This is a genomic window from Variovorax sp. Root318D1, assembly GCF_001424835.1.
Lineage (GTDB): Bacteria > Pseudomonadota > Gammaproteobacteria > Burkholderiales > Burkholderiaceae_C > Variovorax.
The window spans coordinates 1-23,037 of record NZ_LMCQ01000011.1; the positions used below are offsets into that span (position 1 = coordinate 1).

The window sequence follows — 23,037 nt, forward strand, 5'->3', positions numbered from 1 at the left end:
GAAGCTGAGGCAAACTATTACCGGCAACTCGCCAGTCAGATCGCCACGGTGGTGGCATGACTTAAACCAACCGGCCTCCATGAAAGCCGGGGCGATTCAAACTGCATCTCCAACGCATCGGTTTATCGAAGCGATTGTCACGCTCAAGAACGCGGGCAACACCCAGATCGAGATGGATCTGAAGGAGCAAACGCTGTTCATAGCCGAGGTCAACATATTTGGGAGCAACTTGGTCGCCGACGAGACCCTTCTCCGCCTCTCGCACCTCACTACACTCAATTACAAATTCTCTACGCTTCCGCCGGGAAATACGATCCGGATCCCCTACCTCGCCAAAGTGGAAAAGCCGGGTCTGTACTTTGTCGAATTCAGACTGCCGTGGGAAAAAAGTTCCGATGCACTTGGAGGCGCAGTTAACCGAGTGGGCAGCGACTTCGAGCGCCGCCACTCTGTCACCTCTGCGTTCGTAAATGTTGAGGATCCAGCACGATCAGCCACTTCCACCGGCGCCAGATCCTCCACGTCTGTTGCCGCACAGCCTGCTTCAAGGCAGGTTCGGAAATAAATGCTCGCCTCCGACTTCGATCCTGGTGTGTGGCTCTCGCCGCCTCATCGTGCTCCCGCTGCGGCACCTTAGGATTCATCGAGTCGGATTACGCCGCGCTGGAACGCGCTCCCCGTGCGCCCCGCTTCCAAATCAACCCCTCGGTGTGCTGCCGATGCCCCGCATGTAGCCTGGAAGCAGAGTATCGGGGTGAGTCGAAGATTGCGTAAGTGCTTGATTAATTCTTGTCGTTCGACGGGCGGCGGTAAGGCTCGTCAACGTCAACCTAACATCAAAAAATCGCGAATTCTCAAGACAAGAACTTGCGCGTTGAAAGGGGGCTCCAGGCCCCTCTCCCACCCTCACGTGCTTCCCGCGCCAACGAGCATTTCGCACGGCCCGACGAAGCCATCGCTCCCTTCGAACTGGCGCAGCGCCTCTTCAATGGCATCCCAGGTGCTCGCACGCTCGACCTCGTCGAGCCCGACCATCATCTGGTGCAGCGCGCCGAAGGACTCGCGTTCGAAGCGCACGCATTCGGCCGCGCTCGCCAGCCGCACAGGCGACGGCACCCGGCGCACCTCGATGTCGTGCAAGCCGGCCTTGGCAAACGCGGCCTCGAGCGCGCCCTCGGCACCGAGCGAAAACGGTCCGGGCTGTCCTGGCAGCGGCGCGGGAAGCCTCGCGCGTTCGCGAATGATCTTCACGGGGATCGAGAAGAACGCATTGCGCTCGGGGGTCGAGTAGACGACCGCCGACACCCGCCCGCCCGGACGCAAGGCGCGCCGCATGCCGGCGAGCGCGCGCTGCTGGTCGGGGAAGTAGATCAGGCCCACGCGGCTGATTGCCGCGTCGAAACTGCCGGCGGGCAGCGTGTCGAGCGCCTCGCCGTCGAGTTCAAGGGTCTCGAGGTTCGACAGTCCCACGGCCTTGGCATCCGCCGCCGCGCGCTCGAGCAAGGCAGGCGCGATGTCGGTGGCAAGCACGTGGCCGCTGGCGCCTGCGCGCCGCGCGGCTCCGATCGACTGCTCTCCCGCGCCAGCCGCGACGTCGAGCACCCGGCTGCCGGGCCCGATGCGAGCCAGGTCGAACATCGTTTCCGTTGCGTCGCCCAGCCAGCGGCCGAGAAACGGCCCCCAGCGATGCCAGGCCTCGGCGGCAGCCTGCCACTGAGCGCGGGTGGTGGTCTTGAAGGCGGCGGCATTGAATGCCGGCGGGGCTGTGACGGTGGTCATGATGGGTCTCCATCGAGTGAGGGAGTCTCAAGAATGGCAGCGCGGCCCGAGGTTCGCCAGTCCAGAATTTGTACTGGCCTCGGCTCGCCTCAAGGACTAAATTGGCACCATGATCGACTACGGCCAGTTTTGTACCGTGGCGCGCGGCGCCGAGGTGCTGTGCGAGCGCTGGACGCCCCTGGTCGTGCGCGAGCTGCTGTGCGGCAGCACGCGCTTCAACGACATCCGGCGCGGCGTGCCGCGCATGTCGGGCTCGTTGTTGGCACAGCGCCTGCGCAAGCTGGAGGAAGTGGGTGTCGTCAAGCGGGTTCAGGGCGACGGCAGCACGGCCGAATATCACCTGACTGCGGCGGGTGAGGAGTTGCGCCCAATCGTGATGGCGCTGGGCCATTGGGGTGCGCGCTGGATCGGCAGCCGGCTCAAGCGCGACCAGCTGGACGCCGGCTTCCTGATGTGGGACGTCCGCCGCTTCGTGCGGATCGACGAGTGCCCGCGCGCGCGCTGCATCGTGATCCACTTCCGCTTCACCGACGCAGCCGAGGGCGAGCGGCGCTGGTGGCTGGTCGTCGACCAGGGCAGCGCCGACCTCTGCCGCGACAACCCCGGCGACGAACCGACGCTGATTGTCGAATCGACCGTGCGAACCCTGACCGAGATCTGGACCGGCGATCTCGATGCGGAGGCTGCGTTGCTCGAGCGGCGCCTGCGCGTCATCGGCACGGAATCCGATACCCGCGACCTCTGGCGCTGGCTCGGGCGCAGCGTTTTCGCCGACACCCGGGTCGCAGCGCGGCTCTGAGGCGTTCCCCGCCGCAGCCGCTGCATCCAACTAACCAATCTGCCGTAGTCCGGCCATGACCTCTTCGGTCGGCGGCAACTCGCTGGTTCGCCAGACCAGCCGGGCGTGACGATCGAACAGATAAACCTGGCCGGTATGGCGGTCGCCCGCTGCCGCGCCTCCCGTGAACAGCGAGAGCATCGACTCAAGTGCCTCGGGGGCGGGCGCCGCCGCGCTCCACGTTGGCCTTGCGCCGAAGCGCCGCAACCAGGCGCTCAGTGCAACAGGGTCGTCAGACAGCGGGTCGATGCTCAGCGACAGCAGGCGCACCGCCGTGTAGCGCTCCGACAGCAATGCCGCCTGCAGCGTCGAGAACAAGGCCCCCTGGATCGGGCAGACCGTGCTGCATCCGGTAAACATCAATTGAACGGCGGTTGGGGCGCCTCGCAACTGCGCCGCGAGCATCGGTGTGACGCCGTCGTGGCGCCGCAGCGGCAGGGCGGGAGCCGACACCGCCGGCAGCACCGGGCCGATGCTGGTGTTTGCGCGGGCCGGAGGCACACCCAGCCACGCCAGTGCTCCGGCGGCAAGCAGGCGCCGACGCCCGCGGGATGCAACCCGCGAGGGTATGAAGGGGCCCCGTGCGTTCATTGGGTTCATTGAGTTCATTGAGAAAGGGCTTGCGTCAGGTAGTCCCACAACGCCGCGCACTGCCCTTCGTCGGCATCGAAGCGCGGCATGGCTCGGGGCAGCGCGACATGGGCCGGGTCGATGCCGGTGCGCAGCGTGCGGCAAAAGGATGCGCGCTCGTACGCGACGGGCGGGCCGCCGCGGCGCGGGAGGACTTCGCGCAATTGGCGCCGGTCGAGCGGCGGCGCGAAACCGGAGACAGCGTCAGTGGATTTGCTGGGGCCCGCGTGGCACTGGATGCAGCGCGTCGCTGCGCCCGGCAGCGGCGCGCTGTGGCCGGACAGCGTGCCGGCGAGTGGCTCGGTGCCATCGAACAGGCGCGCGCCACGCGCCACCGAGGAAGGCACGGCGGCTTCAGGCTTTTCGGACCACGCCGGGCCAACGGCCAGTGCGGTTCCGAGCGCAAGCGCCAGCATCATCATCGAAAGCCTTGGCTTCGCGAAGCGCGCCGGCCGCTACCGGATGTTGATGGTGCGCGCCACGCTCGGCACGCCGCTGCTGTCGAGTGCGAACAGCATGTAGTTGCCCGGCAGCACCGTCCCCCGATCGGTCGGAATGCCCAACTGGTAGCTGCCTGCCGTGCCCGTGAATGACAGCGGGATGCGGCGCTGATCGGTGTTGACCGAGTGAGTGGCCGATGCCATGCGCACCAGCGCAAAGCGGGCCGCCGCGCGGTCGGTCGCCACGGCGATCTGGCTCCCCCATGTGGCGCTGGCCGGCGCGGCCGTGATGGCCGGGCGGGACGCCGGCGAACCGTCGCTCGTCAGCAGGTACGGTGGCGTGTAGATCTCCGCATCCGGGTGGTCGGCCGCACAGTCGCACAGCCCACCGCCGCCCGCCAGCACGCGTCCGTCCGGCAGCAGCAGGGCCACGCTGTGATAGTTGCGCGGTTTCTGCATTGGCGGCACCGTGATGAAGCTCTCCAGCTCCGGGCTCCACAGCTCGGCCGCCAGCACACTGTAGGAGTCGGAAAACGGAACGGGCTGCGTCTGTCCGCCTATCACGAACACCTCGCCGTTAGGCAGCACCACGCTGTTGACAAAGGTTCGGCCATAGGCCATCGGCGAAAGCTTGCGCACCGTGGGCGCCGTCGGCGCGCCCGCGCTGATGTCGATGATGTAGGCGGTCTTGAAGGCGTTGCCGCTGTCGTGGTTGGGCGCGCCGCCGAGCTTGAGGATCTTGCCGATGTCGTACATCACGGCGCTGGCGGTCATGGCATAGGGGTCGTCGCTGCGTAGCCCGGCCTGCAGGATGGCGCCGCTGCCGCGCGTGTCGATCCAATGCATTGCGGCAGCAGGCCCGGCGTGGAATACCCAGCCGTTGGCGGCGCCGAACAGCCACATGTGGTTGTCGCCCCGGTAGACCCCGGCCGCGTCCGGGCCGGCCAGCGGCGGGTTCGAGACATTGCTCGCATCGGGCATGTTGGCCGGTACGCCGGACAGCGTGCGCCAGGTCTTGGTGGCGGCCGACCACACCTCGCCGTACTTGCCGCCCTGCCCGCCGTTCCACGACCCGCCGACTGTGAACACGGAGCCGTCGGACATCGTCGTGCTCGACTGGTAGGCACGTGCAATGCCGAGTTGCGCACCCGTCACCCAGCCGCCCAGCGCCGGGTCGTAGATCGAGGTCTTCGTCGCATCGCTGCCGCCGCTGACCAGCACGCTGCCATCGGCCAGCATGCTCAGCCCAGGGCAGAACATCTGATGGCCGGTGGCCGTGACCACCAGCGGGCTGGAGCTTCGCGTGACGGGATCGAACACCGAGGTGTAGGTGTACGCCTCGCTGCTGCTCGTGCTGAAGCTGGTGGGCGAGCGGGCTGCCCACAGCAGCAGCTTGCCGTCGGGGAGGTTGGCGGCCGATGCGGGCACGAGTGGCAGCGCGATCAGATCGGACCAGGGCTTCACCGCGGCGGTCGATTGCGCCGCGGTGTATCCGGCTGCCGTGAACAGGTACTCGTTGGCCGGCAGCCACTTCCCCTTGAATCGGGAGCGCAGCCGGACCACGAGCCCCGCGCCGTCTATGGGAAGGTTTGTCACCGTCAGCGTTGTCGCATTTGTCGATGTGTCCACCACGGGTGTCGCCGAAGAGGCCGACAGGATCGTCAAGCCGTACTGGTTGGCACCCGTGTTGTTCCAGACGAAGGTCACGCTGCGGCTGGCGAACTTGGTGCCGGGGGACGGACTGGTGAGGGACGCCGGTTGTCCGTCTGGTGGCGCCGGCTTGTTTGCCGATGCGGACGTGCCCGCCAGCGTCGGATTTGCGCCCTGCGCGCGGGCGCCGCCTCCTGCGTCACCGCCGGACCAAACCAGGAACACCAGGGATGCATAAGCAAGCCCGCGCGCGGCGCGCGGCGATGGAACGCTGGTCATCGCTGCTCCTTTATTTTTGTCTGATAGCAGCTTATTCCTTGCGCGCGCAACAAACAATACAAAAGTATTCAGTTATACCCTCAAAGGCCCAACCGCCTGATCGCCCCGCGCGCCGCGGCCGCGCCGCTGGCCATGGATGCCGTCAGCAGATAGCCGCCGGTCGGCGCCTCCCAATCGAGCATTTCTCCCGCGACGAACACGCCCGGCAACGCGCTGGACATCAGCCGCTCGTCGAGCGCGTCGAAGCGCACGCCACCCGCGGTGCTGATGGCTTCGTCAATGGGGCGTGCCGCGACCAACCGCAACGGCACAGCCTTGATCGTTGTCGCCAGTTGCTCGGCGTCTTGCATGGCTTCCCGGCTCAATGCCTCATGCAGCACGCCGGCCTTGATGCCCTCCAGGCCCAGCCGGCTCTTGAGGTGGCTGCTGAGCGACCGTGCGCCGCGCGGATGCTTGACGGCGGCCAGCACCTGCTCGGCGCTGCGGTCGGGCAACAGATCGAGCAGCAGCGTCGCGCTGCCGTGCGCGGCGACTTCGTCGCGCAGCAATGCCGAAGCCGCATAGATGAGGCTGCCCTCGATGCCTGTTGCGGTCGCCACGAACTCGCCCTTGCGCGCAAAGCGGCGTCCCTGGCTGTCGGTGAATGAGATTGCGACAGACTTGAAGGGTTGGCCCGCGAATCGGCTGGAGAAATGCTCGCTCCACCCTGCCCCGTCGAAGCCGCAATTGGCAGGCAGCAGCGGCGCGATATCGACACCACGCTCTTGCAGCCATGGCGCCCATGCGCCATCGGATCCGAGTCGTGCCCAGCTCGCACCGCCGAGCGCAAGCACCACCGCATCGGCCTTGACTGTGGCCTCGCCGGTTGGCGTGGTGAACCGCAACGATGCGGCGTCGAATGGCGCATCGCCAAGCCAGCGATGGCGCATGTGAAACTGCACGCCCGCCGCGCGCAACCGGTGCAGCCAGGCACGCAGCAAAGGCGCGGCCTTCATGTCGGTCGGAAACACACGGCCCGACGTGCCCACGAAGGTCTCGATGCCGAGGCCGGCGGCCCATTCGCGTATCTGCTGTGGACCGAATTGCGTGAGCAGGGGTTCGAGCTCTGCGCGGCGCTCGCCGAAGCGGCTCATGAACACATCGAAGGGCTCGGAGTGCGTGAGGTTGAGCCCGCCGCGGCCGGCCAGCAGGAACTTGCGGCCCACCGAGGGCATGGCGTCATAAACGTGTACCTGCGCGCCGGACGCGCTCAGGACTTCAGCCGCCATCAGGCCGGCAGGTCCGCCGCCGATCACGGCAACGGTATGGGAAAGAGTCATTCGAGATTTACCAGTTCGCCCTGCCCGGTCAGGAACGCGACGCGTACCGAAGCACCGGGATAGGCATGTTGCACGGCCGCGCGATAGCGCTGCATCTGTGCGATCAACTCCGCGTCCCGCTCGGGGCGCGCGGCAGATTTGTAGTCGAGGATCCACCACGCACCGCTGGCGCGCTCGCGCACCAGCCGGTCGATGCGCAGCGTTTCGCCTTCGTGGACCAGGGTCACTTCGTTGCCGTGCCAGTCGATCATGCGCTCATCCCACGCCCATGCACCGGCGCCAGCACGAATGCGCTCGGCCAGCACGGCGGCGCCGCGCGCCTGTTGCGCATCGAGCATGAATTCGCGGGCCGCAGCGCGAACGTGCGCAGGTGGCAGCGCCTCGCCCGGCACGGCCCATTCGAGCAGCCGGTGCATCGCCTGGCCGAACGCGGCAGCCCGTGCGTCGACCGTTGCGGCAACGGCCTTCTTGACGGCCACAGGTTCTTTGGCCGCTGGCGCGAGCACAGGCATCTTCTTCATCGAGAAACTGCCAGCTACCGATTCCGTTGGCGTCACGACCAGCGGTTCGTCCGCTTCCGTTGGTTGGCACATCGACTCGAGCCGCGACCACCAGCTGCTCTCGTTGGCACGGGCAGGCTGCACCGACGACAGCACCAGCCGCTCGCGCGCCCGGGTGGTCGCGACATAGAGCCCGTTGAGCTCTTCGCGATGGCGCGCCCGTTGCTCTTCTTCGAGCAGCGTGGCCGCGCAGCCAGGCGGCGTTTTCTCGCTCGCCATGAACACGAAACGCGTCGGTGCGCTGTCGCTGCCCTTCCATTCGACCAACACGCCCATGGTCTGCGCGCGCGGCGGCGGCGCGTCGCAATCGAGCATGAGCACGGTGTCGGCCTCGAGGCCCTTGGCGCCGTGCACCGTCAGGAGCTGCACCGCATCGGGCACGGCGACGGATGGCGCGCGTACGCCGCCTGCTCGCAATGCACGCACCAGCGCGTAGGGCGTGGCAAAGCGCGCACCCTCGATGTCGAGCGATGCCGCAACCAGCCCGCGCAGATTGGCCAGCGCGCTCTGCCGCATGGGGGCAGGCACCGCGGCGCCGAACCTGGCCAGCACATCGCCGTCATGAAAAATCGCGTCCAGCGCGTCGTGCGGCGGCAATGCCGCGAGCCAGCGCTGCCACTGCTTGAGCCTGGTGCCGGCTTTGACCAACTCCGCTGGCAAGCCCTCGCCTTTCTGGATCAACCCGAACCAGCTCAGGGAAGGTTGCTCGCGCTGTCGCAGCGCCAGTTGCACCAGCGCATCGTCGCCAATGCCGAACAGCGGCGACTTGAGTGCACGTGCCAGCGAAAGATCGTGCGCGGGTGACACCAGTGCATCGATCAGCGCCACCACGTCCTGCACCTCGGGTGCATCATGCAGTTCGTTCTTCTCGGGTTGCTGCACGGGAATATGGCGCTGGCGCAACGCGTCCTGCATGGCGGCCAGCCGGTTGCGGCGGCGCGCCAGCACCATGATCTGCCGCGGCGGCGTGCCGTCGGCAATGCGCTGCGCGACCCAGCGCGCAGCCTGCTCGCATTCCTTTTGCAGCAATTGCTCTTCGGGCAGCACGCGCGGGGTCACGAGGCTGTCGCGCCAATGCAGCATGCCGTCGTCGGCTGGAGCGGCGTGGGCGACGGTGTTGAGGGCATCGCGGTCGATGGCGGGCAGCTTGAGCAGTTCGCCTTCGTCGTTGCGCTCCGTGGTGTGGGCGCGGTAGCCGTCGAACTCGCCGGCCTCTTGCGCAGCCAGCATGGCCTGGTTCACCAGCCCGACCACAGCGCGCGCATTGCGATGGGTGTGGTCGCAGTTGAGCAGCTCGCCACCCAACCCTTCGCGCACGAACTTCTTCGCCGCAATGAACACCTGCGGCTCGGCGCGGCGAAAGCGGTAGATGCTCTGCTTCGGGTCGCCCACGATGAAGACGCGCGGCGCGCTGCCGCCCGCGCCGGTGTAGGCGCTAAGCCAGCCGTAGAGCGCCTGCCATTGCAGCGGGTTGGTGTCCTGGAATTCGTCGATCAGCAGGTGCGCGATGCGTGCGTCGAGCCGCTCCTGCACCCATCCCGACAACGCAGACTGGCCGAGCAGCAGCTGCGCAGCCTGCTCGACATCGTTCATGTCGACCCAGCCATGCGCGCGCTTGACCTCGGCAAAGGCGGAGATGAGGATGCGCGTGAGCCGCGTCATGCGCTGCTGGTAGAGCCAGGCCGCGTGCTGCGCCTGTGCTGCACACAGGGTCTGGAGCTCGGCCTCCGCCTCTTGCGCGGCGGGGTATTTCTGCAGATTCTTCGTAAGCCTGTCTTCGGCGGCGACGAAGAAGTTCTTGCGCAGGTGCGCCAGCGCGGCGGCGCGCGACTCGCTCGGCGGCTCACCGGTGCCGAACACGTCGATGATCGCCTCGGCCGCCTTCTGCGGCGTCTTGTTGGCTTCACGGCCGAGCGCGGCGGCACGATCGAGCCAGCGGCGCCTGACCGCTTCTCCGCTCAAGGCATCGGTCGGATCGTCCATGCCTTCGAGCGCGGGATGCATGGCGCTGAAATGCTGCACGGCGGAGGCCGGATCGGACAGCACGAACTCGACGCGGCGCGTGAGCGCTTCGCCCAGCGCCTTGGCGGTCTGCGACCGGCCATAGGTGGCGACGACGGCGTAGTAGTCGGCCAGAGCCTCTTTGTCGGAGGTCACGGCTTCGAAGAAGGGCCGCCAGGTGCGTGCGCGCGCCTCGGCATCGTCCTCGAGCAGTTCGTAGTTCGCGGGCAGGCCGAGTTCGCGCAGCACTGCCAGGGGTGCGTTGCGCAGCAAGCCCGCGAACCAGGCGTGGAAGGTGCGGAACTGCACAGGCCGTCCGCCTTCGAGCAAGCGCCGGTAGAGGCCTTGCAGGCGCGGTACGGCGGCAAGTGCGGCATCGGGTCTCACGCCGCGCATCACAAGTTCGCGCACCAGCTCTTCGGGGCTGCGCTCGGCGAATTGCTCCAGCCACTGATCGAGCCGCTCGCGCATCTCGCCGGCGGCCTTCTTGGTGAAGGTGATTGCCAGGATCTCGTGCGGCTCGCAGGCGGAGTCGCCCTCTTCGAGCAACGCGCGCAAGATGCGCGACACCAGCATCCAGGTCTTGCCCGCGCCGGCGCAGGCCTCGACGGCAACCGATCGCCGCGGATCGCAGGCAACGGTGTAGAAGGCCTCGCGCGAGACGTGCCGGCCGTTGTGTTCGTAGGCGGCGCCGTTCATTTCGCCAATGCTCCAGCCACCATCGAAACCGGGGGTCTCTCGACCTCCCAGAAGTCTTTGCGGCAGAGGCCGCGCGCCGCGCAGTAGTCGCAAATTGCGCCTTCCCCGAGCGGAGGCAGCGCCGCGCCTCGTGCAATCCGGGCAAAGTCATCGAGGATGCCCGCCACCAGCGCATCGCGCGCCTCCACCACCACGGGCTGTTCGACGGTCTGCGTGCCGGACGACTTCTCGCCGACGTTGACGTAGGCGGCGCGCAGCGTGTCGTCGGCCACCAGCGCGGCATAGAAGGCCAGCTGCGTGTCCTCGGTCGGGTCCTTCACTCGCTCCTTGGTCACCGCGGCGGATTCGGTCTTGTAGTCGATCACGAAGGCTTGGCCGTCGGGCATGCGGTCGATTCGGTCCAGCCGGCCGACCAGTTGCAGGTTGCCCAGCGGCTGCTCCTTCCACGGCTCCGACTCGACGAAGACGGCGCCGCTTGCCTCGTGCCCCGCAAGCCATAGCAGGTAGCCGTCGCGCACGGCCGGCCACGCCGCGGCGAACGGCAAAAATTCGGCATCGGACAGCGCGAACTCGCGGGTGGCATCCTCGGCCGCCGCGCTCATGAGGGCCATGCGCTCGGCAACGTCGTAGGTCGGCTGCTCTTTAAGCGCTTCATGAAAATAACCCAGCACGGCGTGCAGCCAGTTGCCGAAGTCGCGCTTGTCGACCTCGGCATCGAGCTCGTCCGCGCTGCGCAAGCCCAGTTGCCGCAAGGCAAAGAAGCGGTAAGGACAGCGACGCAGGTCCTCATAGACGGTGGTCGAGATGTTCCGCAGCGGTAGCAGCGCGCCGGAAGGCGTTGGATACATCGTCGGCTGCAGAGCCACCTCACGCGGCGTGCGCGGATCTGTCGCAAGCTGCAGGGCATGGTCGAGCTGCAGCGCCTGCACCAGCGGGCTCGGGCGGACGGGCTCGCCGCTGGCATCGGACTGCCGCCACAGAATTTCGCAGCACGGGTTGCACAGCGCCGCGGCCCAGGCTGCGCGTTGCGCGGCCTCTAGGGTTTCGCGCGCGGGCAGGCCCAGTTCGGCGCGCTGGGCGGCACTCCAGTTGCCCGGCGGCTCGGGAGAGGCCGGCAGGCGTCGGTCGTCGCAGCCGGGAATGACCACGGCGCCGAACGCGCGGCCCAACAACTGGTGCAGCGGCAACACCACCACCTGGGGCGTGTCGCTGCCGGCGGGCGGCACGAAGCTGGCGTCTTCCAGCACATCGCGCACCCAGGCCGTGAACTCGGCCAGCGTGTGGCGTCCGCCGGGAAAGTCGTCGTCGTCGCCGTGCGCATCGGCATCGAGCCACAGCGCGCCGATCACCTTGGCGCCGGCCATGTCGGCTGCGAGCGGCTCCCATTGGGCACCGGCCTCCAGCAGTTCGCGTAGCGCGCGGAGCCAGTCGGCCAGCGGCCTCGACTTGGCCATCGCCATGCGGCGGCCTTCGATGGCCTCGGTGAACGGGAGCAGCGCAATGTCTTGCGGCTTTTCGCTGCGCGCGACCTGCCCGCACCAGGCGGACCACTCGCGCACACCTTCGCGGCGCAGCCGAGCCTCCAGCGCCTGGACAGCCATGGCATCGCCGTCGGCGCCGCTCTTGAGCCAATCGAGCACCTGGTCGCTGCCGGCGTCGTGCGCAGAGGCGCGCAGCCCGCTCATCACGGTGGCGGCGGCTCGTGTGGTGGAAAGCTTCCAGCCGGTTTCATCGTGCGCCGTGATCCCCTCGGCCTGGAGCTGCGCACCGATGCGCCGCGTAAGCGCGCGGTCGGTGGTGATCAGCGCGACCGGCGCGCGGCCCTCGGCCAGGTGCCGCAGCACGCAGGCGGCCGCCAGTTCCGCCTCGTCCTCGGGGTCGGCGGCGACATGGGCGCTGGCGGCCGCGGCTGGCGAGGCCGTCGGAACCAGCGAAAGATGAATCGCGCGATCGCCCCACAAGGTGCAAAGCGTCTGCGTCAGCGGATCGGTCTGGAAGCCTTCGAGCACGATGAGCGCATCGACCTGCGCGCGCACGTTCTCGCGCAGCAGCACATCGGTGGCGTAGCCGGAGTTGGCGGCCCAGGCCACCGCCACGCGGATCAGCGCGCTTTCGGTGCGAAACCATTCCGACTCGCTGCCCGCCTCGGCCACGTGAGCCGCCCGCTGCGCCCACTCGCTGCCCCGCTCTTCGGGGAGCGCGGCAGCCGCCAGGGGCGCAAGTTGGTATGCCAGCTCGACCACGCGCCCGGCCAGCGCAAAGCGCTCGGCGGTAAAGCCGGCCTGCGACAGCAGTGCCTGGGCCGTGACCAGGTCGTGTGCCATGTCGAATGCGATGTCGTAGCCCGAGGGAAGGAACCCACCCGCGCTGCGCGCCCAGTTGCGCGTGGTTTCGAAACGCGGCACGAAGCCCGGGGTCCCGCATCGCGCCCACATGCTGCGCCCCACGCCCATCAATTGCGCATACGGCACCAGCACCACGGTGCGCGCCGCGTGCAGCTGGCGCTGTGCAATGGCGCCGGCAATGCGTGCCACCACGCCGTCGGCGGGGTCGCACCACAGGGCCTGGACGGGGTGGCCTTCGTTCATGTTCTATCGAGGGGTTGGGGGGCGTGGAGGCGCGACGCGCAAAGGGCTTTTGCTATCGGTGTCATAGCGTTCCCGCATGGCACCCCACCCCTTGGTTTCTGTCACAATGACCAGCACTTTAGCTGCACCGAAACTCTCCGCGCACAAGGACACATCTCATGGCCAGCGACCTGATCAAACACATCTCCGATTCTTCCTTCGAAGCCGACGTGCTCAAGTCCAGCCAGCCGGTGCTGGTCGACTACTGGGCCGAATGGTGCGGTCCCTGCAAGATGATTGCGCCCATCCTCGATGAAGTGTCGGCCGCCTACGAAGGCAAGCTGCAGATCGCCAAGCTCAATGTGGACGAGAACCGCGACATCCCGGCCAAGTTCGGCATCCGCGGCATCCCCACGCTCATGCTGTTCAAGGACGGCCAGTTGGCCGCCACCAAGGTGGGCGCCATGAGCAAGGCGCAACTCACCGCCTTCATCGACCAGCAGCTCGCCTGAGGCATTTCAACCGGCCAGCGCGCAATGCGTTGGCCGGACGATTTTTTGCTGTCATAATCTCCCACAGATCACCGGCCCCTTCGAGGTAACCGGTTCGAGTTCCCCGGTTTGTGAAGCAGCTCTCGCTTCACACTAAACCTCCCCCCGTTTTTCCGATCGATTGCCCCGCAAGGGGTCATTCCATGCACTTAAACGAACTCAAGGCACTCCACGTGTCTGAAGTCCTCAAGCAGGCTGAAGCGCTTGAGATCGAAAACGTCGGCCGCATGCGCAAGCAAGAGCTGATGTTCGCGATCATCAAGAAGCGCGCCAAGGCCGGCGAGCAGGTCTTTGCCGACGGCGTGCTCGAAATCCTGCCCGACGGCTTCGGCTTTCTGCGCAGCCCCGACACCAGCTTCACCGCCAGCACCGACGACATCTACATTTCGCCGAGCCAGGTGCGCCGCTTCAACCTGCACACCGGCGACATGATCGAAGGCGAAGTGCGCACGCCCAAGGACGGCGAGCGCTACTTCGCGCTGACCAAGCTCGACAAGGTCAACGACGGTCCGCCCGAGCAGAACAAGCACAAGGTGATGTTCGAGAACTTGACGCCGCTGTTCCCCAAGGAACAGATGAAGCTCGAGCGCGACGGCATCAAGAGCGACGAGAACATCACGGGCCGCATCATCGACATCATCGCCCCCATCGGCAAGGGCCAGCGCGCCCTGCTGGTGGCGCCGCCCAAGAGCGGCAAGACGGTGATGATGCAGCACATCGCCCACGCCATCAGCGCCAACTACCCCGAAGTGCACATGATGGTGCTGCTGGTGGACGAGCGGCCTGAAGAAGTGACCGAAATGCAGCGCACCGTGAAGGGCGAGGTCATTGCCTCGACCTTCGACGAACCCGCGGCTCGCCACGTGCACGTGGCCGAAATGGTGATCGAGCGCGCCAAGCGCCTGGTCGAGCTCAAGAAGGACGTGGTGATCCTGCTGGACTCGATCACCCGCCTCGCCCGCGCCTACAACAACGTCGTGCCCTCGTCGGGCAAGGTGCTGACCGGCGGTGTCGACTCCAACGCGCTGCAGCGCCCCAAGCGCTTCCTGGGCGCGGCTCGCAACGTGGAAGAAGGCGGCTCGCTCACCATCATCGGCACTGCGCTGATCGACACCGGCAGCCGCATGGACGAAGTGATCTTCGAAGAGTTCAAGGGCACCGGCAACTCCGAAATCCACCTGGACCGCCGCCTGTACGAAAAGCGCGTGTTCCCGTCGATCCAGCTCAACCGCAGCGGCACCCGTCGCGAAGAACTGCTGCTCGCCCCCGAGATCCTGCAAAAGACCCGCATCCTGCGCCAGCTCATGTACAACATGGACGAGATCGAGTCGATGGAACTCATGCTCAAGAACATGAAGGCGACGAAGACCAATGTCGAGTTCTTCGACATGATGCGCCGAGGCGGCTGAGCCCCCTCGCGATCGTCGCCCGAAAGCGCGTCGTCCCCATTGGGGCGACGCGCTTTTTTCATGGCGCCAAGGCCCGGCCCTCTTGTGCGCTGCGGGTACCCAGGTCGAGCAGTTCCATGAGCGCCACCGCCTCTGCCGGCGGCACTGGGTTGAGTCCGATGCCGAGGATCGCGTCGCGCACCGCGGCGTAGTAGTCGACGTAGTTGCCGCGGCGGTTGGGCACCGTGCTCTCGCGCACCCAGTTCTCGACCGCCACCGTCTTCAGCTCACCCGGCAACGGGTCCACACCCCAGTCGTCGCCGCCCGGGCGGCCACCAGCGCGGAGCGCGTCTTCCTGCGGATCGACGCCGCGCTTCACATAGCTGCCGCGTGTGCCATGCAGGATGTAGCGCGGCGCGGCATGGGCGGCCAGGGTGGTGGCGTGCAGCACCACGCGCAGCGGCGCATGAGGACCGCTTTCATAGCGCAGCACGGCATGAAAATAGTCCTCGACCTGCGCGCCCTCTCGAAGCACCGCGGTGTCGAGCTGCAGCGTGTCGGGCTTGCCGAACAGCTGAACCGCCTGGTCGACCAGATGGGCGCCCAGGTCGACCCAAAGACCAGACCCGGGCACTTTCTGCTCGCGCCAGCGGTCGCGCACCTCGGGACGGAAGCGGTCGAAATGCGACTCCAGGTACACCGGCCGGCCCACTTCGCCGCTGGCCAGCAAATCTTTGAGCGTGAGGTAGTCGGCGTCGAAACGGCGATTCTGGTAAACCGAGAGCACGCGATTGTTGCGCTCGGCCAACAACTCGAGTTCGCGAGCTTCGGCGGCATCGAGCGTGAAAGGCTTGTCCACCACGACGTGCTTGCCGGCTTCCAAGGCTGCCCTGGCGACCGGAAAATGCTGGGCATTTGGCGTGGCAACCACCACCAAGTCGATGTCCGCCCGCGCCACAAGCGCGTCGACGTCGGGCACCACGGCCACGCCGGGCCATTCGGCATGGACCTTGTGCGGCTGCGAGCTTGCCACCGCTGCCAATTCGAGCCCTGGAACGGCCGAAAGCACCGGCGCGTGGAAAGTCTGGCCGGCAAAGCCGTAGCCGACGAGGCCGGCACGCAACGTTCTGGAGGTCATCTGAGAGGCCGCCTTTCGCTCAAAACGGCCAGTATGCGATAATCGCTGGCTCCGCGAAAAGTGCGGCTGGGCGTTTTGCCCGGCGATTCCCCACCCGGAATGGCTTGCCCCTCTGTAGGCACGCTTGTGGCTCTCGCATCGACCCCAAAGGAAAGACCATGGCAAAAGAAGGCATCCACCCGAATTACCGCGACGTTCTGTTCGTCGACATGTCGAACGGCTTCAAGTTCGTGACCCGTTCGTGCGCGAACACCAAGGAAATGGGCAAGACCGACGACGGCCGCGAACTGCCGCTGTTCAAGCTCGACACCACGAGCGAATCGCATCCGTTCTACACCGGCACCCAGAAGTCGGTCGACAACATGGGCGGTCGCGTCGAGAAGTTCCGCAACCGCTTCGGCAAGACCACCGGCGCTGCTTCCAAGTAAAGCACGCGCTTTCGCATCGAGGGCAGCCCGGTTTACCGCGCTGCCCTTTTTCTTTCCCAAGACTGCCGTCCGAACCACCTTGTGAACCAGCCCACCCCAGCGATCGTTGCCCAAAGCGCCGTGCGCCGGTTGCCGCGCATCGCATTGCTGCTGTTATGCGCCGCCTACCTTCTGCCGGGCCTTGTGGGCCGCGGCCCATGGAAAAGCGCGGACATTACCTCGTTCGGCTACATGGCCGAGCTGGCGCGCAACACCGAGGGCATCTCTCGCTGGTTCGACCCCCTGCTCCTGGGCCTTCGGCCCGAAACGCCGGCGCTCATCCCGTACTGGATCGGTGCCTGGGCGATCAAGATCGCGCCCTCGTGGCTGCACCCCGACCTGGCCGTGCGCATCGTCTTTGCGCTGTTGCTCTGGGGCACGTTCACCGCCACCTGGTACGCGGTCTACTACCTTGCCCGCACCTCGCGGGCCCAGCCGGTGGCATTCGCCTTCGGCGGCGAGGCGCGCCCGACCGACTACGCCCGCGCGATTGCCGACGGCGGGCTGCTGGCACTGATCGCCTGCCTGGGCCTGGCCCAACTCGGCCATGAAACCACGCCGGCACTGGCACAGTTGTACTTTGCCTCGCATCTTTTCTACGGCGTCGCCGCGTTGCCGTACCGACGGCTGGGCCCGGTCATCGCGCTGATGGTTGGCACCATCGGCATGACGTTGAGCGGCGGCCCCACGGTCGGCCTGGCGTTGGCGGTAGGCAGTGCCCTCTTCATGGCCTATGAGCGGCGCACTGCCAAGGCCGAGGCAAACACCACCGCCGACGAAAGTCCCGGCTATAGCAAAGATGCTCTGGCCACAATGATTGCCGTCGCGCTGGTGGCGGCGGCGCTGGCCACCGGCCTGGGCCTGCTGCAGTGGAAGATTCAGCTGCCCGGCCATCATCCGAGCAGCACTTCCGTGCTGAGCGACGTCCGCAGCCAGGCCAAGCTGCTGGTGTGGTTCACCTGGCCCGTCTGGCCCCTCGCTCTCTGGACGCTCTGGCGCTGGCGCCGGCTGCTCACCGCGCGCCACGTGGCGCTGCCGTTCTGGTTCGCGCTGGTGCCGCTGGCTGCCACCTGGACTACCGACTATTCCGACCGGTCGCTGCTGCTGGCGCTGCCCGCCCTCGCCACGCTGGCGGCATTCGCGCTGCCCACGTTCCGGCGCAGCGTGGCGGCGCTGATCGACTGGTTCAACGTGCTGTTCTTCAGCGGCCTGGCGGTGCTGGGGTGGATCTACTGGGTTGCCATGCAGACCGGCGTGCCGCCCAAGCCGGCGGCCAGCGTGGCGCGGCTGGTGCCCGGCTTCGTGCCCGAGTTCTCGGCAATTCCCTTCGTGCTGGCCCTGGCCGCAAGCATCGCCTGGTGCTGGCTGGTGCGCTGGCGCACCGGGCGCCACCGCGCGGCGCTCTGGAAAACGCTGGTGCTTCCGGCCGGAGGCACCGCCCTGTGCTGGATGCTGCTGATGACGCTCTGGCTGCCTTCCATCGATTACGCACGCAGCTATGTGCCGCAGGTGCGCGCGGTGGCCGAGCGCGTCGGCCAGCCAAGCTGCATCGCCGAGCTGGCGCTCAGCCGGGCGCACATTGCGGCCCTGCAGCACCACGGCCGTTTCAACTTGCAGCCGCTGCTGCTCGGCACCAACTGCCCCTGGCTGCTGGTGAGCCCCGACACCATCGAGCGGCTTCACCTCATCATTCCGCTGGAGAAATGGCGCTTCAACGGCACCCTCCGCCGGCCCAGCAGTGCAACCGACGACCTGCTGCTCTACCAGAAGATCGCGCCGTAGCAAGTGATTGGCGAACGAGGCCTGATCGCGCGGCACGCCGGCACGGTGCTGGTCGGCCAGTTGGCCGTGATGGCGTTCGGCGTAACCGACACCATCGTGGCCGGCCGCTATGCAGAGAGCGCGCTGGCCGCGCTGTCGGTGGGCGCGGCCATCTTCATCAGCGTGTTCGTTTCGCTGATGGGCGTGCTGCAGGCGTTGCTGCCGGTCTGGGCCGAACTGCACGGCGCCGACCGCAGGAGTGAAGTGGGCCGCTCCGTGCGACAGTCGCTCTACCTGAGCGGCATCACCATCGCCATCGGCATGGCCGTGCTGCTGTTCCCCGGCGCGGTGTTGCGCTGGACCCAGGTGCCTCCCGAGATGCGCGCCGGCGTGGAGGCATACCTCGCGGTGCTCGCCTTCGCGCTTCCGCCCGCCCTTCTCTTCCGTCTTTTCAGCACGCTAAACCAGAGCCTCGGCAAGCCGCAAGTCGTGACCTGGCTTCAGCTGGGTTCGCTGTTCGTGAAGCTGCCGCTGTCGATCTGGTTCACCTTCGGCGGTGCCGGCCTGCCGGCCATGGGGCTGGTGGGCTGCGCCTGGGCCACGCTGTGCGTGAACTGGAGCATGCTGGCCTGCGCAGTCTGGCTCCTGCGCAGCAGCTCCTTCTACAAGGACTACCGGCTCTGGGAGCGCATCGAAGCACCCGACTGGCGGCAGATTCGCCAGTTCGCGAGCCTGGGCATTCCGGGCGGCCTCGCGGTGCTGGTGGAAGTGACTTCATTCACGCTGATGGCGCTCTTCATCGCTCGCCTGGGCACGGCCGCGGCCGCCGCGCACCAGATCGCCTCGAACCTGCTGGCGGTCGCCTACATGGTGCCGCTCTCGCTCGGCATTGCCACCAGCGCGCGGGTGAGCTTCTGGCTCGGTGCCGGACAGTCTGCCAAGGCCCGCCGCGCCTGCCGCATGGGCTTTGAGCTCACTGCGCTTTGTGCCCTGTTCTTCGCGGGCGCGCTGGTGGCGCTGCGCTTCCAACTGGCGCATGTGTATTCCGACAACCCAGCCGTGATTGCCCTTGCCGCGGCGCTGCTGCTGGTGGTCGCGGCCTACCACTTTGCCGATGCTCTGCAAACGCTCTGCGTTTTCGTGCTGCGCTGCTACCGGGTCACGCTGGTGCCGCTGGTCATCTATTGCACACTGCTTTGGGGGTTCGGGCTCGGCGGGAGCTACCTCTTGGCCTACCGCGGGCTCGGCCCCTGGCCCGCGATGCAGTCGCCCTTGGCGTTCTGGCTCATGAGCACGGGCGCGCTCGCGGTCACAGCCGTGCTGTTCGGCGCGCTGCTGCGGTGGACGATGCGGCGCTCACTTCGCTAGCACCCGCGCTTCACGCACCCGGGTGGCCGGGAACACCAGCGCAAAGCGAGAGCCCTTGCCCACCGTGCTCTGGATGCGCAACTCGGCGCCATGCCGCTGCGCGATGTGCTTCACGATCGCAAGGCCCAGCCCGGTTCCGCCGGTCTCGCGCGAGCGGCTGCGGTCGATGCGATAGAAGCGCTCGGTCAGCCGTGGAATGTGCTCCGCGGCAATGCCTGGGCCGGTGTCGCGCACTGCGTATTCGCCACGTCCGTCAGGCAGAAGCCGCCAGCTCACCGCCACCTCGCCGCCACCTGGCGTGTAGCGGATGGCATTGCTCAGCAGGTTCGACATGGCGCTCTGGAGTTCGGTCGGCGCACCGGAGATTTCGGACTCGGCCTCGATGTCGAACGAAAGGCGATGGCCCTGCGGCGCCAGCCGGCCCGACAGCCCGCGCGCCTCGTCCTCGCAATGCGCCATGAGCGCACGAATGCGGATCCACTGGTTGCCGGACGGCGCCGCACTGCCCTCCAGCCGCGAGAGCGTCAGCAGGTCGTTCACCAGCGTTTCCATGCGGTGCGACTGCTGGCTCATCAGCGAGAGATACCGTGCGCGCTCGTCGGCATCGAGCGGCAGGTTCTGCAGGGTTTCGACGAAGCCTGCCAACACCGTGAGCGGCGTGCGAATCTCGTGCGAAACGTTGGCGACGAAATCGCGCCGCATGGCTTCGGCCTGCTCCAGCGCCGTGATGTCGCGCGTCAGCAGCATGCGGCGATTGCCCGCATACGGATGCACCTGCACCGACAGACGCACCGGATGGCTGCGGTGCTGCGCCTGCCCTTGGCCGGAAGCGTCAATGACGACGTCGCGGCTGTAGTTCCACGACGCAAGGTAGGCCACGAAGGCCGGGTCGCGCACCAGGTTGGCAAGATGCTGCAGGAGATCGCGCTCGGCATCGATGCCGAACTGGCTGGCCGCCGTCTGGTTGCACCATTCGATGCGGCCCTGTTCGTCCAGCAGGATCACGCCGTTGGGCGAGGCCTGGATGGCCGCCAGGAACTCCTGCAGCCGGTCTTCGGCCTGCCGTGTCTGCTGCTCGCGTTCGCGCAGCAGCTTGCGGATGCGCTCGGAGAGTTCGCCCCAAACACCGGCTCCGCGCGTCGGCAGGCCCGCCGCGTTGTTGCGCAGCACCTGCAGAAGGCGCTCGGCCCGCCATGCATCGAGAGCGAGCCACAGCGCCGCGCCCAGCCAGGCGCCCAGCCATCCGAACTTCCAGCCAAAAATAGCGCCAGCGCCCACACCTATTGCAATGGACGCTATGAGAAATGTAGCAATACGGAAAGGCATGGCGGGCGATTATCCGCGCCCGCGGACCATGAAAGCCGGCGCGATCAAACCGTGACTTGGGCCGTCAGGCGATAGCCGGCTCCGCGAACCGTTTCAACCATGGGCGAAGCGGCGCCCAGCGATTCGCGCAGGCGCTTGACGTGCACGTCAACCGTGCGCTCCTCGATGTAGACGTGGTCACCCCAGACCTTGTCGAGCAGCTGCGCGCGGCTGTGCACGCGCTCCGCGTGCTGCATCAGATAGGCCAGCAGCTTGAACTCAGTCGGCCCCACCTTGAGCGCATTGCCCTGCCAGGTAACGCGGTGCGTGGCGGTGTCGAGCGCAAGCTCGCCGATTTCCACGCGCTCCGTGACCACCTCGGGCGCGCGGCGGCGCAGCACGGCGCGGATGCGCGCGAGCATTTCCTGCGTGGAGAACGGCTTGGTGATGTAGTCGTCGGCGCCCGCATCCAGGCCCGCCACCTTGTCGGGTTCGTCGCCTCGCGCCGTCAGCATCAGGATGGGGATCGCCTTGGTGCGCGCATCCTTGCGCCACTGGCGTGCGAGCTGCAGGCCGCTCTGGCCCGGCAGCATCCAGTCGAGCAGGATCAGATCCGGCAAGAAGGCGTCGATCTCGCGCTGCGCAGCCGCGCCATCCTCCGACCAGATCGGCTCGAAGCCGTTGTGGCGCAGGTTGACGGCGATCAGCTCGGCGATCGACGACTCGTCTTCTACGATCAGGACTCGGGGTTTCTTCATGCTTTCTTGGGAGTCTGGCGCTCGTTGTTACTTCAGCGCCGATTCGATCTCTTGCATCGAAGTGTGCCGCACATCGGCGCCCTTGACGATGTAGATGATGAACTCGGCGATGTTCTTGGCGTGGTCGCCGATGCGCTCGATGGCCTTGGCCAGGAACAGCAAGTCGAGGCTGGCCGAGATCGTGCGCGGGTCTTCCATCATGTAGGTGACCAGCTTGCGCACGAAGCCGTCGAACTCCTTGTCGATCAGGTCGTCGTCCTTCAGGATCGACAGCGCGGCGGCCGTGTCCAGGCGCGCGAACGCGTCGAGCGCGGTGCGCAGCAGACCCGAGGCCAGGTCGGCGGCAATGCGCAGTTCGTTCGAGGGCAGAGCGCGGGCGGAGCCGCTCTCGATGATCGACTTGACCATGCGTGCGATCTTGTTGGCCTCGTCGCCCACGCGCTCCAGATTGGCGGTGGTCTTGGAGATGGCGATCAAGAGGCGCAGGTCGCGCGCCGTCGGCTGGCGCCGCGCGATGATCGACGACAACTCGCGGTCGATCTCGATCTCCATCGCGTTGACGCGGTGCTCGGTTTCCATCACGCGGTCGGCCGCTTCGGGGTCGAACTGCAGCAGCGCATACACGGCTTGGTGGATCTGCGCCTCGACCATGCCGCCGAGCTCCATCACGCGCGACGAAACGCCGTTGAGTTCGCTGTCGAACTGGCTGGAGAGATGTTTTTCAGTCATGTGTGCCTCCTTGTCATCAGCCGAAACGGCCAGTGATGTAGTCCTCGGTCTCCTTGCGCTGCGGCTTGAAGAACATCTGTTCCGTCGCGCCGAACTCGATCAGGTCGCCCAGGTACATGTAGGCGGTGTAGTCGCTGCAGCGTGCGGCCTGCTGCATGTTGTGCGTCACGATGACCACGGTGTACTCGTTTTTCAGCTCGGCAATCAACTCCTCGATCTTCGCGGTCGAGATCGGGTCGAGTGCGGAGCAGGGTTCGTCGAGCAGCAGCACTTCAGGCTTGATGGCAATGCCGCGGGCAATGCACAGGCGCTGCTGCTGACCGCCGGAAAGCCCCGAGCCGCTTTGCTGCAGCTTGTCGCGCACCTCGGTCCAAAGAGCGGCCTTCTTCAGGGCCCACTCGACGCGGTCGTCCATTTCGCTCGCGCTCAGGTTCTCGAACAGCTTCACGCCGAAGGCGATGTTGTCGTAGATCGACATCGGGAACGGCGTAGGCTTCTGGAACACCATGCCGATCTTTGCGCGAATCAGCGCCACGTCCTGTTTGGACGTGAGCAGGTTCTCGCCGTCCAGGGCAATGGTGCCCTCGGCGCGCTGCTCGGGATAGAGCTCGAACATGCGATTGAAGGTGCGCAGCAGGGTCGACTTGCCGCAGCCCGACGGACCGATGAAGGCAGTGACCTTGTTCTCGGGGATCTCGAGGTTGATGCCCTTGAGCGCGTGGAATTTGCCGTAGTAGAAGTTCAGGTCCTTGACCGAGATCTTCGAGCGCGACGGTTGTGCGACGGTAGTTGGCATGGGTGACTTCTTCT

General features: G+C 66.7%; 19 protein-coding genes. 7 read left to right on the forward strand and 12 right to left on the reverse strand.

Translation table 11 applies throughout. The features are described 5' to 3' along the window. Window positions 1-565: hypothetical protein (locus ASC78_RS10030; RefSeq protein ID WP_235505044.1), on the forward strand; the 565-nt coding region annotated here is incomplete at its 5' end. A gap of 341 nt (window positions 566-906) precedes the next feature. Here ASC78_RS10030 and ASC78_RS10035 read toward each other — a convergent pair. Continuing rightward, complete coding sequence (locus ASC78_RS10035; protein ID WP_055800167.1) at window positions 907-1,779, reverse strand: class I SAM-dependent methyltransferase; 873 nt, start codon at window positions 1,777-1,779, stop codon at window positions 907-909. Between the two features lie 109 nt (window positions 1,780-1,888). Here ASC78_RS10035 and ASC78_RS10040 point away from each other — a divergent pair, with 109 nt between their 5' ends. Further along, the gene (locus ASC78_RS10040; protein WP_200934291.1) at window positions 1,889-2,578 is read left to right on the forward strand and encodes a winged helix-turn-helix transcriptional regulator; all 690 of its coding nucleotides are present in this window, start codon (window positions 1,889-1,891) and stop codon (window positions 2,576-2,578) included. A 30-nt stretch (window positions 2,579-2,608) separates the two neighbouring features. Here ASC78_RS10040 and ASC78_RS10045 read toward each other — a convergent pair whose 3' ends face one another. The 6 genes from ASC78_RS10045 to ASC78_RS10070 all read right to left on the reverse strand — a co-directional run bounded on the left by ASC78_RS10045 (window position 2,609) and on the right by ASC78_RS10070 (window position 12,783). Continuing rightward, window positions 2,609-3,226 carry an SCO family protein gene (locus tag ASC78_RS10045; RefSeq protein WP_235505045.1) on the reverse strand — a complete coding sequence of 206 codons (618 nt, stop codon included), beginning with the start codon at window positions 3,224-3,226 and terminating at the stop codon, window positions 2,609-2,611. Next, window positions 3,223-3,666, reverse strand: a complete 444-nt coding sequence (locus ASC78_RS10050) for a hypothetical protein (RefSeq protein WP_235505046.1) — start codon at window positions 3,664-3,666, stop codon at window positions 3,223-3,225. Before ASC78_RS10050 ends, ASC78_RS10045 begins: the two co-directional genes overlap by 4 nt. Before the next feature lie 36 nt (window positions 3,667-3,702). After that, window positions 3,703-5,616, reverse strand: coding sequence for a galactose oxidase-like domain-containing protein (locus ASC78_RS10055; protein WP_055800173.1), 1,914 nt, complete (start codon window positions 5,614-5,616; stop codon window positions 3,703-3,705). An 80-nt stretch (window positions 5,617-5,696) separates the two neighbouring features. Beyond that, window positions 5,697-6,935: a TIGR03862 family flavoprotein gene (locus ASC78_RS10060; RefSeq protein ID WP_055800176.1), complete on the reverse strand. Its 1,239-nt coding sequence runs from the start codon at window positions 6,933-6,935 to the stop codon at window positions 5,697-5,699. Then, window positions 6,932-10,195, reverse strand: a complete 3,264-nt coding sequence (locus ASC78_RS10065) for a UvrD-helicase domain-containing protein (RefSeq protein WP_055800179.1) — start codon at window positions 10,193-10,195, stop codon at window positions 6,932-6,934. Before ASC78_RS10065 ends, ASC78_RS10060 begins: the two co-directional genes overlap by 4 nt. Beyond that, entirely contained in the window at window positions 10,192-12,783 is a 2,592-nt protein-coding gene (locus ASC78_RS10070; RefSeq protein WP_055800181.1) for a PD-(D/E)XK nuclease family protein, read from the reverse strand. The genes ASC78_RS10065 and ASC78_RS10070 overlap by 4 nt, the downstream gene beginning before the upstream one ends. A gap of 158 nt (window positions 12,784-12,941) precedes the next feature. On the opposite strand from ASC78_RS10070, the gene trxA reads away from it, so the two are divergent. Both trxA and rho read left to right on the forward strand, forming a co-directional pair. Then, on the forward strand, window positions 12,942-13,274 hold the full coding sequence (trxA, locus tag ASC78_RS10075; protein ID WP_055800184.1) for a thioredoxin TrxA: 333 nt from the start codon (window positions 12,942-12,944) through the stop codon (window positions 13,272-13,274). Between the two features lie 182 nt (window positions 13,275-13,456). Next, window positions 13,457-14,722: a transcription termination factor Rho gene (rho, locus tag ASC78_RS10080; protein WP_012747432.1), complete on the forward strand. Its 1,266-nt coding sequence runs from the start codon at window positions 13,457-13,459 to the stop codon at window positions 14,720-14,722. Between the two features lie 58 nt (window positions 14,723-14,780). Here rho and ASC78_RS10085 read toward each other — a convergent pair whose 3' ends face one another. Then, the gene (locus tag ASC78_RS10085; RefSeq protein ID WP_055800188.1) at window positions 14,781-15,839 is read right to left on the reverse strand and encodes an oxidoreductase; all 1,059 of its coding nucleotides are present in this window, start codon (window positions 15,837-15,839) and stop codon (window positions 14,781-14,783) included. A gap of 158 nt (window positions 15,840-15,997) precedes the next feature. Here ASC78_RS10085 and ASC78_RS10090 point away from each other — a divergent pair, with 158 nt between their 5' ends. From ASC78_RS10090 to ASC78_RS10100, 3 genes are all read left to right on the forward strand, one after another. Then, entirely contained in the window at window positions 15,998-16,267 is a 270-nt protein-coding gene (locus ASC78_RS10090; RefSeq protein ID WP_055800191.1) for a type B 50S ribosomal protein L31, read from the forward strand. A gap of 81 nt (window positions 16,268-16,348) precedes the next feature. Continuing rightward, on the forward strand, window positions 16,349-18,088 hold the full coding sequence (locus ASC78_RS10095) for a hypothetical protein (protein ID WP_055800194.1): 1,740 nt from the start codon (window positions 16,349-16,351) through the stop codon (window positions 18,086-18,088). Window positions 18,089-18,091: 3 nt separating this feature from the next. Further along, a complete protein-coding gene (locus ASC78_RS10100; RefSeq protein ID WP_055800198.1) occupies window positions 18,092-19,435 on the forward strand; it encodes an MATE family efflux transporter in 1,344 nt (447 codons plus the stop codon). Here the strand turns inward: ASC78_RS10100 and phoR are convergent. From phoR to pstB, 4 genes are read right to left on the reverse strand one after another with little or no spacing between them, the layout of a single operon-like run. Beyond that, window positions 19,424-20,761: a phosphate regulon sensor histidine kinase PhoR gene (gene phoR, locus ASC78_RS10105; protein WP_082517493.1), complete on the reverse strand. Its 1,338-nt coding sequence runs from the start codon at window positions 20,759-20,761 to the stop codon at window positions 19,424-19,426. The genes ASC78_RS10100 and phoR overlap by 12 nt on opposite strands. Window positions 20,762-20,805: 44 nt before the next feature. Then, entirely contained in the window at window positions 20,806-21,498 is a 693-nt protein-coding gene (gene phoB / locus ASC78_RS10110; protein ID WP_055800201.1) for a phosphate regulon transcriptional regulator PhoB, read from the reverse strand. A gap of 27 nt (window positions 21,499-21,525) precedes the next feature. Next, window positions 21,526-22,227: a phosphate signaling complex protein PhoU gene (gene phoU, locus ASC78_RS10115; RefSeq protein ID WP_055800204.1), complete on the reverse strand. Its 702-nt coding sequence runs from the start codon at window positions 22,225-22,227 to the stop codon at window positions 21,526-21,528. A 16-nt stretch (window positions 22,228-22,243) separates the two neighbouring features. Further along, complete coding sequence (pstB, locus tag ASC78_RS10120) at window positions 22,244-23,023, reverse strand: phosphate ABC transporter ATP-binding protein PstB (protein WP_055800207.1); 780 nt, start codon at window positions 23,021-23,023, stop codon at window positions 22,244-22,246. Window positions 23,024-23,037 lie beyond the last annotated feature (14 nt).

Excerpts from the sequence above, each read along its gene's own strand:
- ASC78_RS10035 (WP_055800167.1), bottom strand. The coding sequence starts at position 1,779 with ATGACCACCGTCACAGCCCCGCCGGCATTCAATGCCGCCGCCTTCAAG.
- ASC78_RS10040 (WP_200934291.1), top strand. The coding sequence starts at position 1,889 with ATGATCGACTACGGCCAGTTTTGTACCGTGGCGCGCGGCGCCGAGGTG.
- ASC78_RS10045 (WP_235505045.1), bottom strand. The coding sequence starts at position 3,226 with ATGAACTCAATGAACCCAATGAACGCACGGGGCCCCTTCATACCCTCG.
- ASC78_RS10050 (WP_235505046.1), bottom strand. The coding sequence starts at position 3,666 with ATGATGCTGGCGCTTGCGCTCGGAACCGCACTGGCCGTTGGCCCGGCG.
- ASC78_RS10055 (WP_055800173.1), bottom strand. The coding sequence starts at position 5,616 with ATGACCAGCGTTCCATCGCCGCGCGCCGCGCGCGGGCTTGCTTATGCA.
- ASC78_RS10060 (WP_055800176.1), bottom strand. The coding sequence starts at position 6,935 with ATGACTCTTTCCCATACCGTTGCCGTGATCGGCGGCGGACCTGCCGGC.
- ASC78_RS10065 (WP_055800179.1), bottom strand. The coding sequence starts at position 10,195 with ATGAACGGCGCCGCCTACGAACACAACGGCCGGCACGTCTCGCGCGAG.
- ASC78_RS10070 (WP_055800181.1), bottom strand. The coding sequence starts at position 12,783 with ATGAACGAAGGCCACCCCGTCCAGGCCCTGTGGTGCGACCCCGCCGAC.
- trxA (WP_055800184.1), top strand. The coding sequence starts at position 12,942 with ATGGCCAGCGACCTGATCAAACACATCTCCGATTCTTCCTTCGAAGCC.
- rho (WP_012747432.1), top strand. The coding sequence starts at position 13,457 with ATGCACTTAAACGAACTCAAGGCACTCCACGTGTCTGAAGTCCTCAAG.
- ASC78_RS10085 (WP_055800188.1), bottom strand. The coding sequence starts at position 15,839 with ATGACCTCCAGAACGTTGCGTGCCGGCCTCGTCGGCTACGGCTTTGCC.
- ASC78_RS10090 (WP_055800191.1), top strand. The coding sequence starts at position 15,998 with ATGGCAAAAGAAGGCATCCACCCGAATTACCGCGACGTTCTGTTCGTC.
- phoR (WP_082517493.1), bottom strand. The coding sequence starts at position 20,761 with ATGCCTTTCCGTATTGCTACATTTCTCATAGCGTCCATTGCAATAGGT.
- phoB (WP_055800201.1), bottom strand. The coding sequence starts at position 21,498 with ATGAAGAAACCCCGAGTCCTGATCGTAGAAGACGAGTCGTCGATCGCC.
- phoU (WP_055800204.1), bottom strand. The coding sequence starts at position 22,227 with ATGACTGAAAAACATCTCTCCAGCCAGTTCGACAGCGAACTCAACGGC.
- pstB (WP_055800207.1), bottom strand. The coding sequence starts at position 23,023 with ATGCCAACTACCGTCGCACAACCGTCGCGCTCGAAGATCTCGGTCAAG.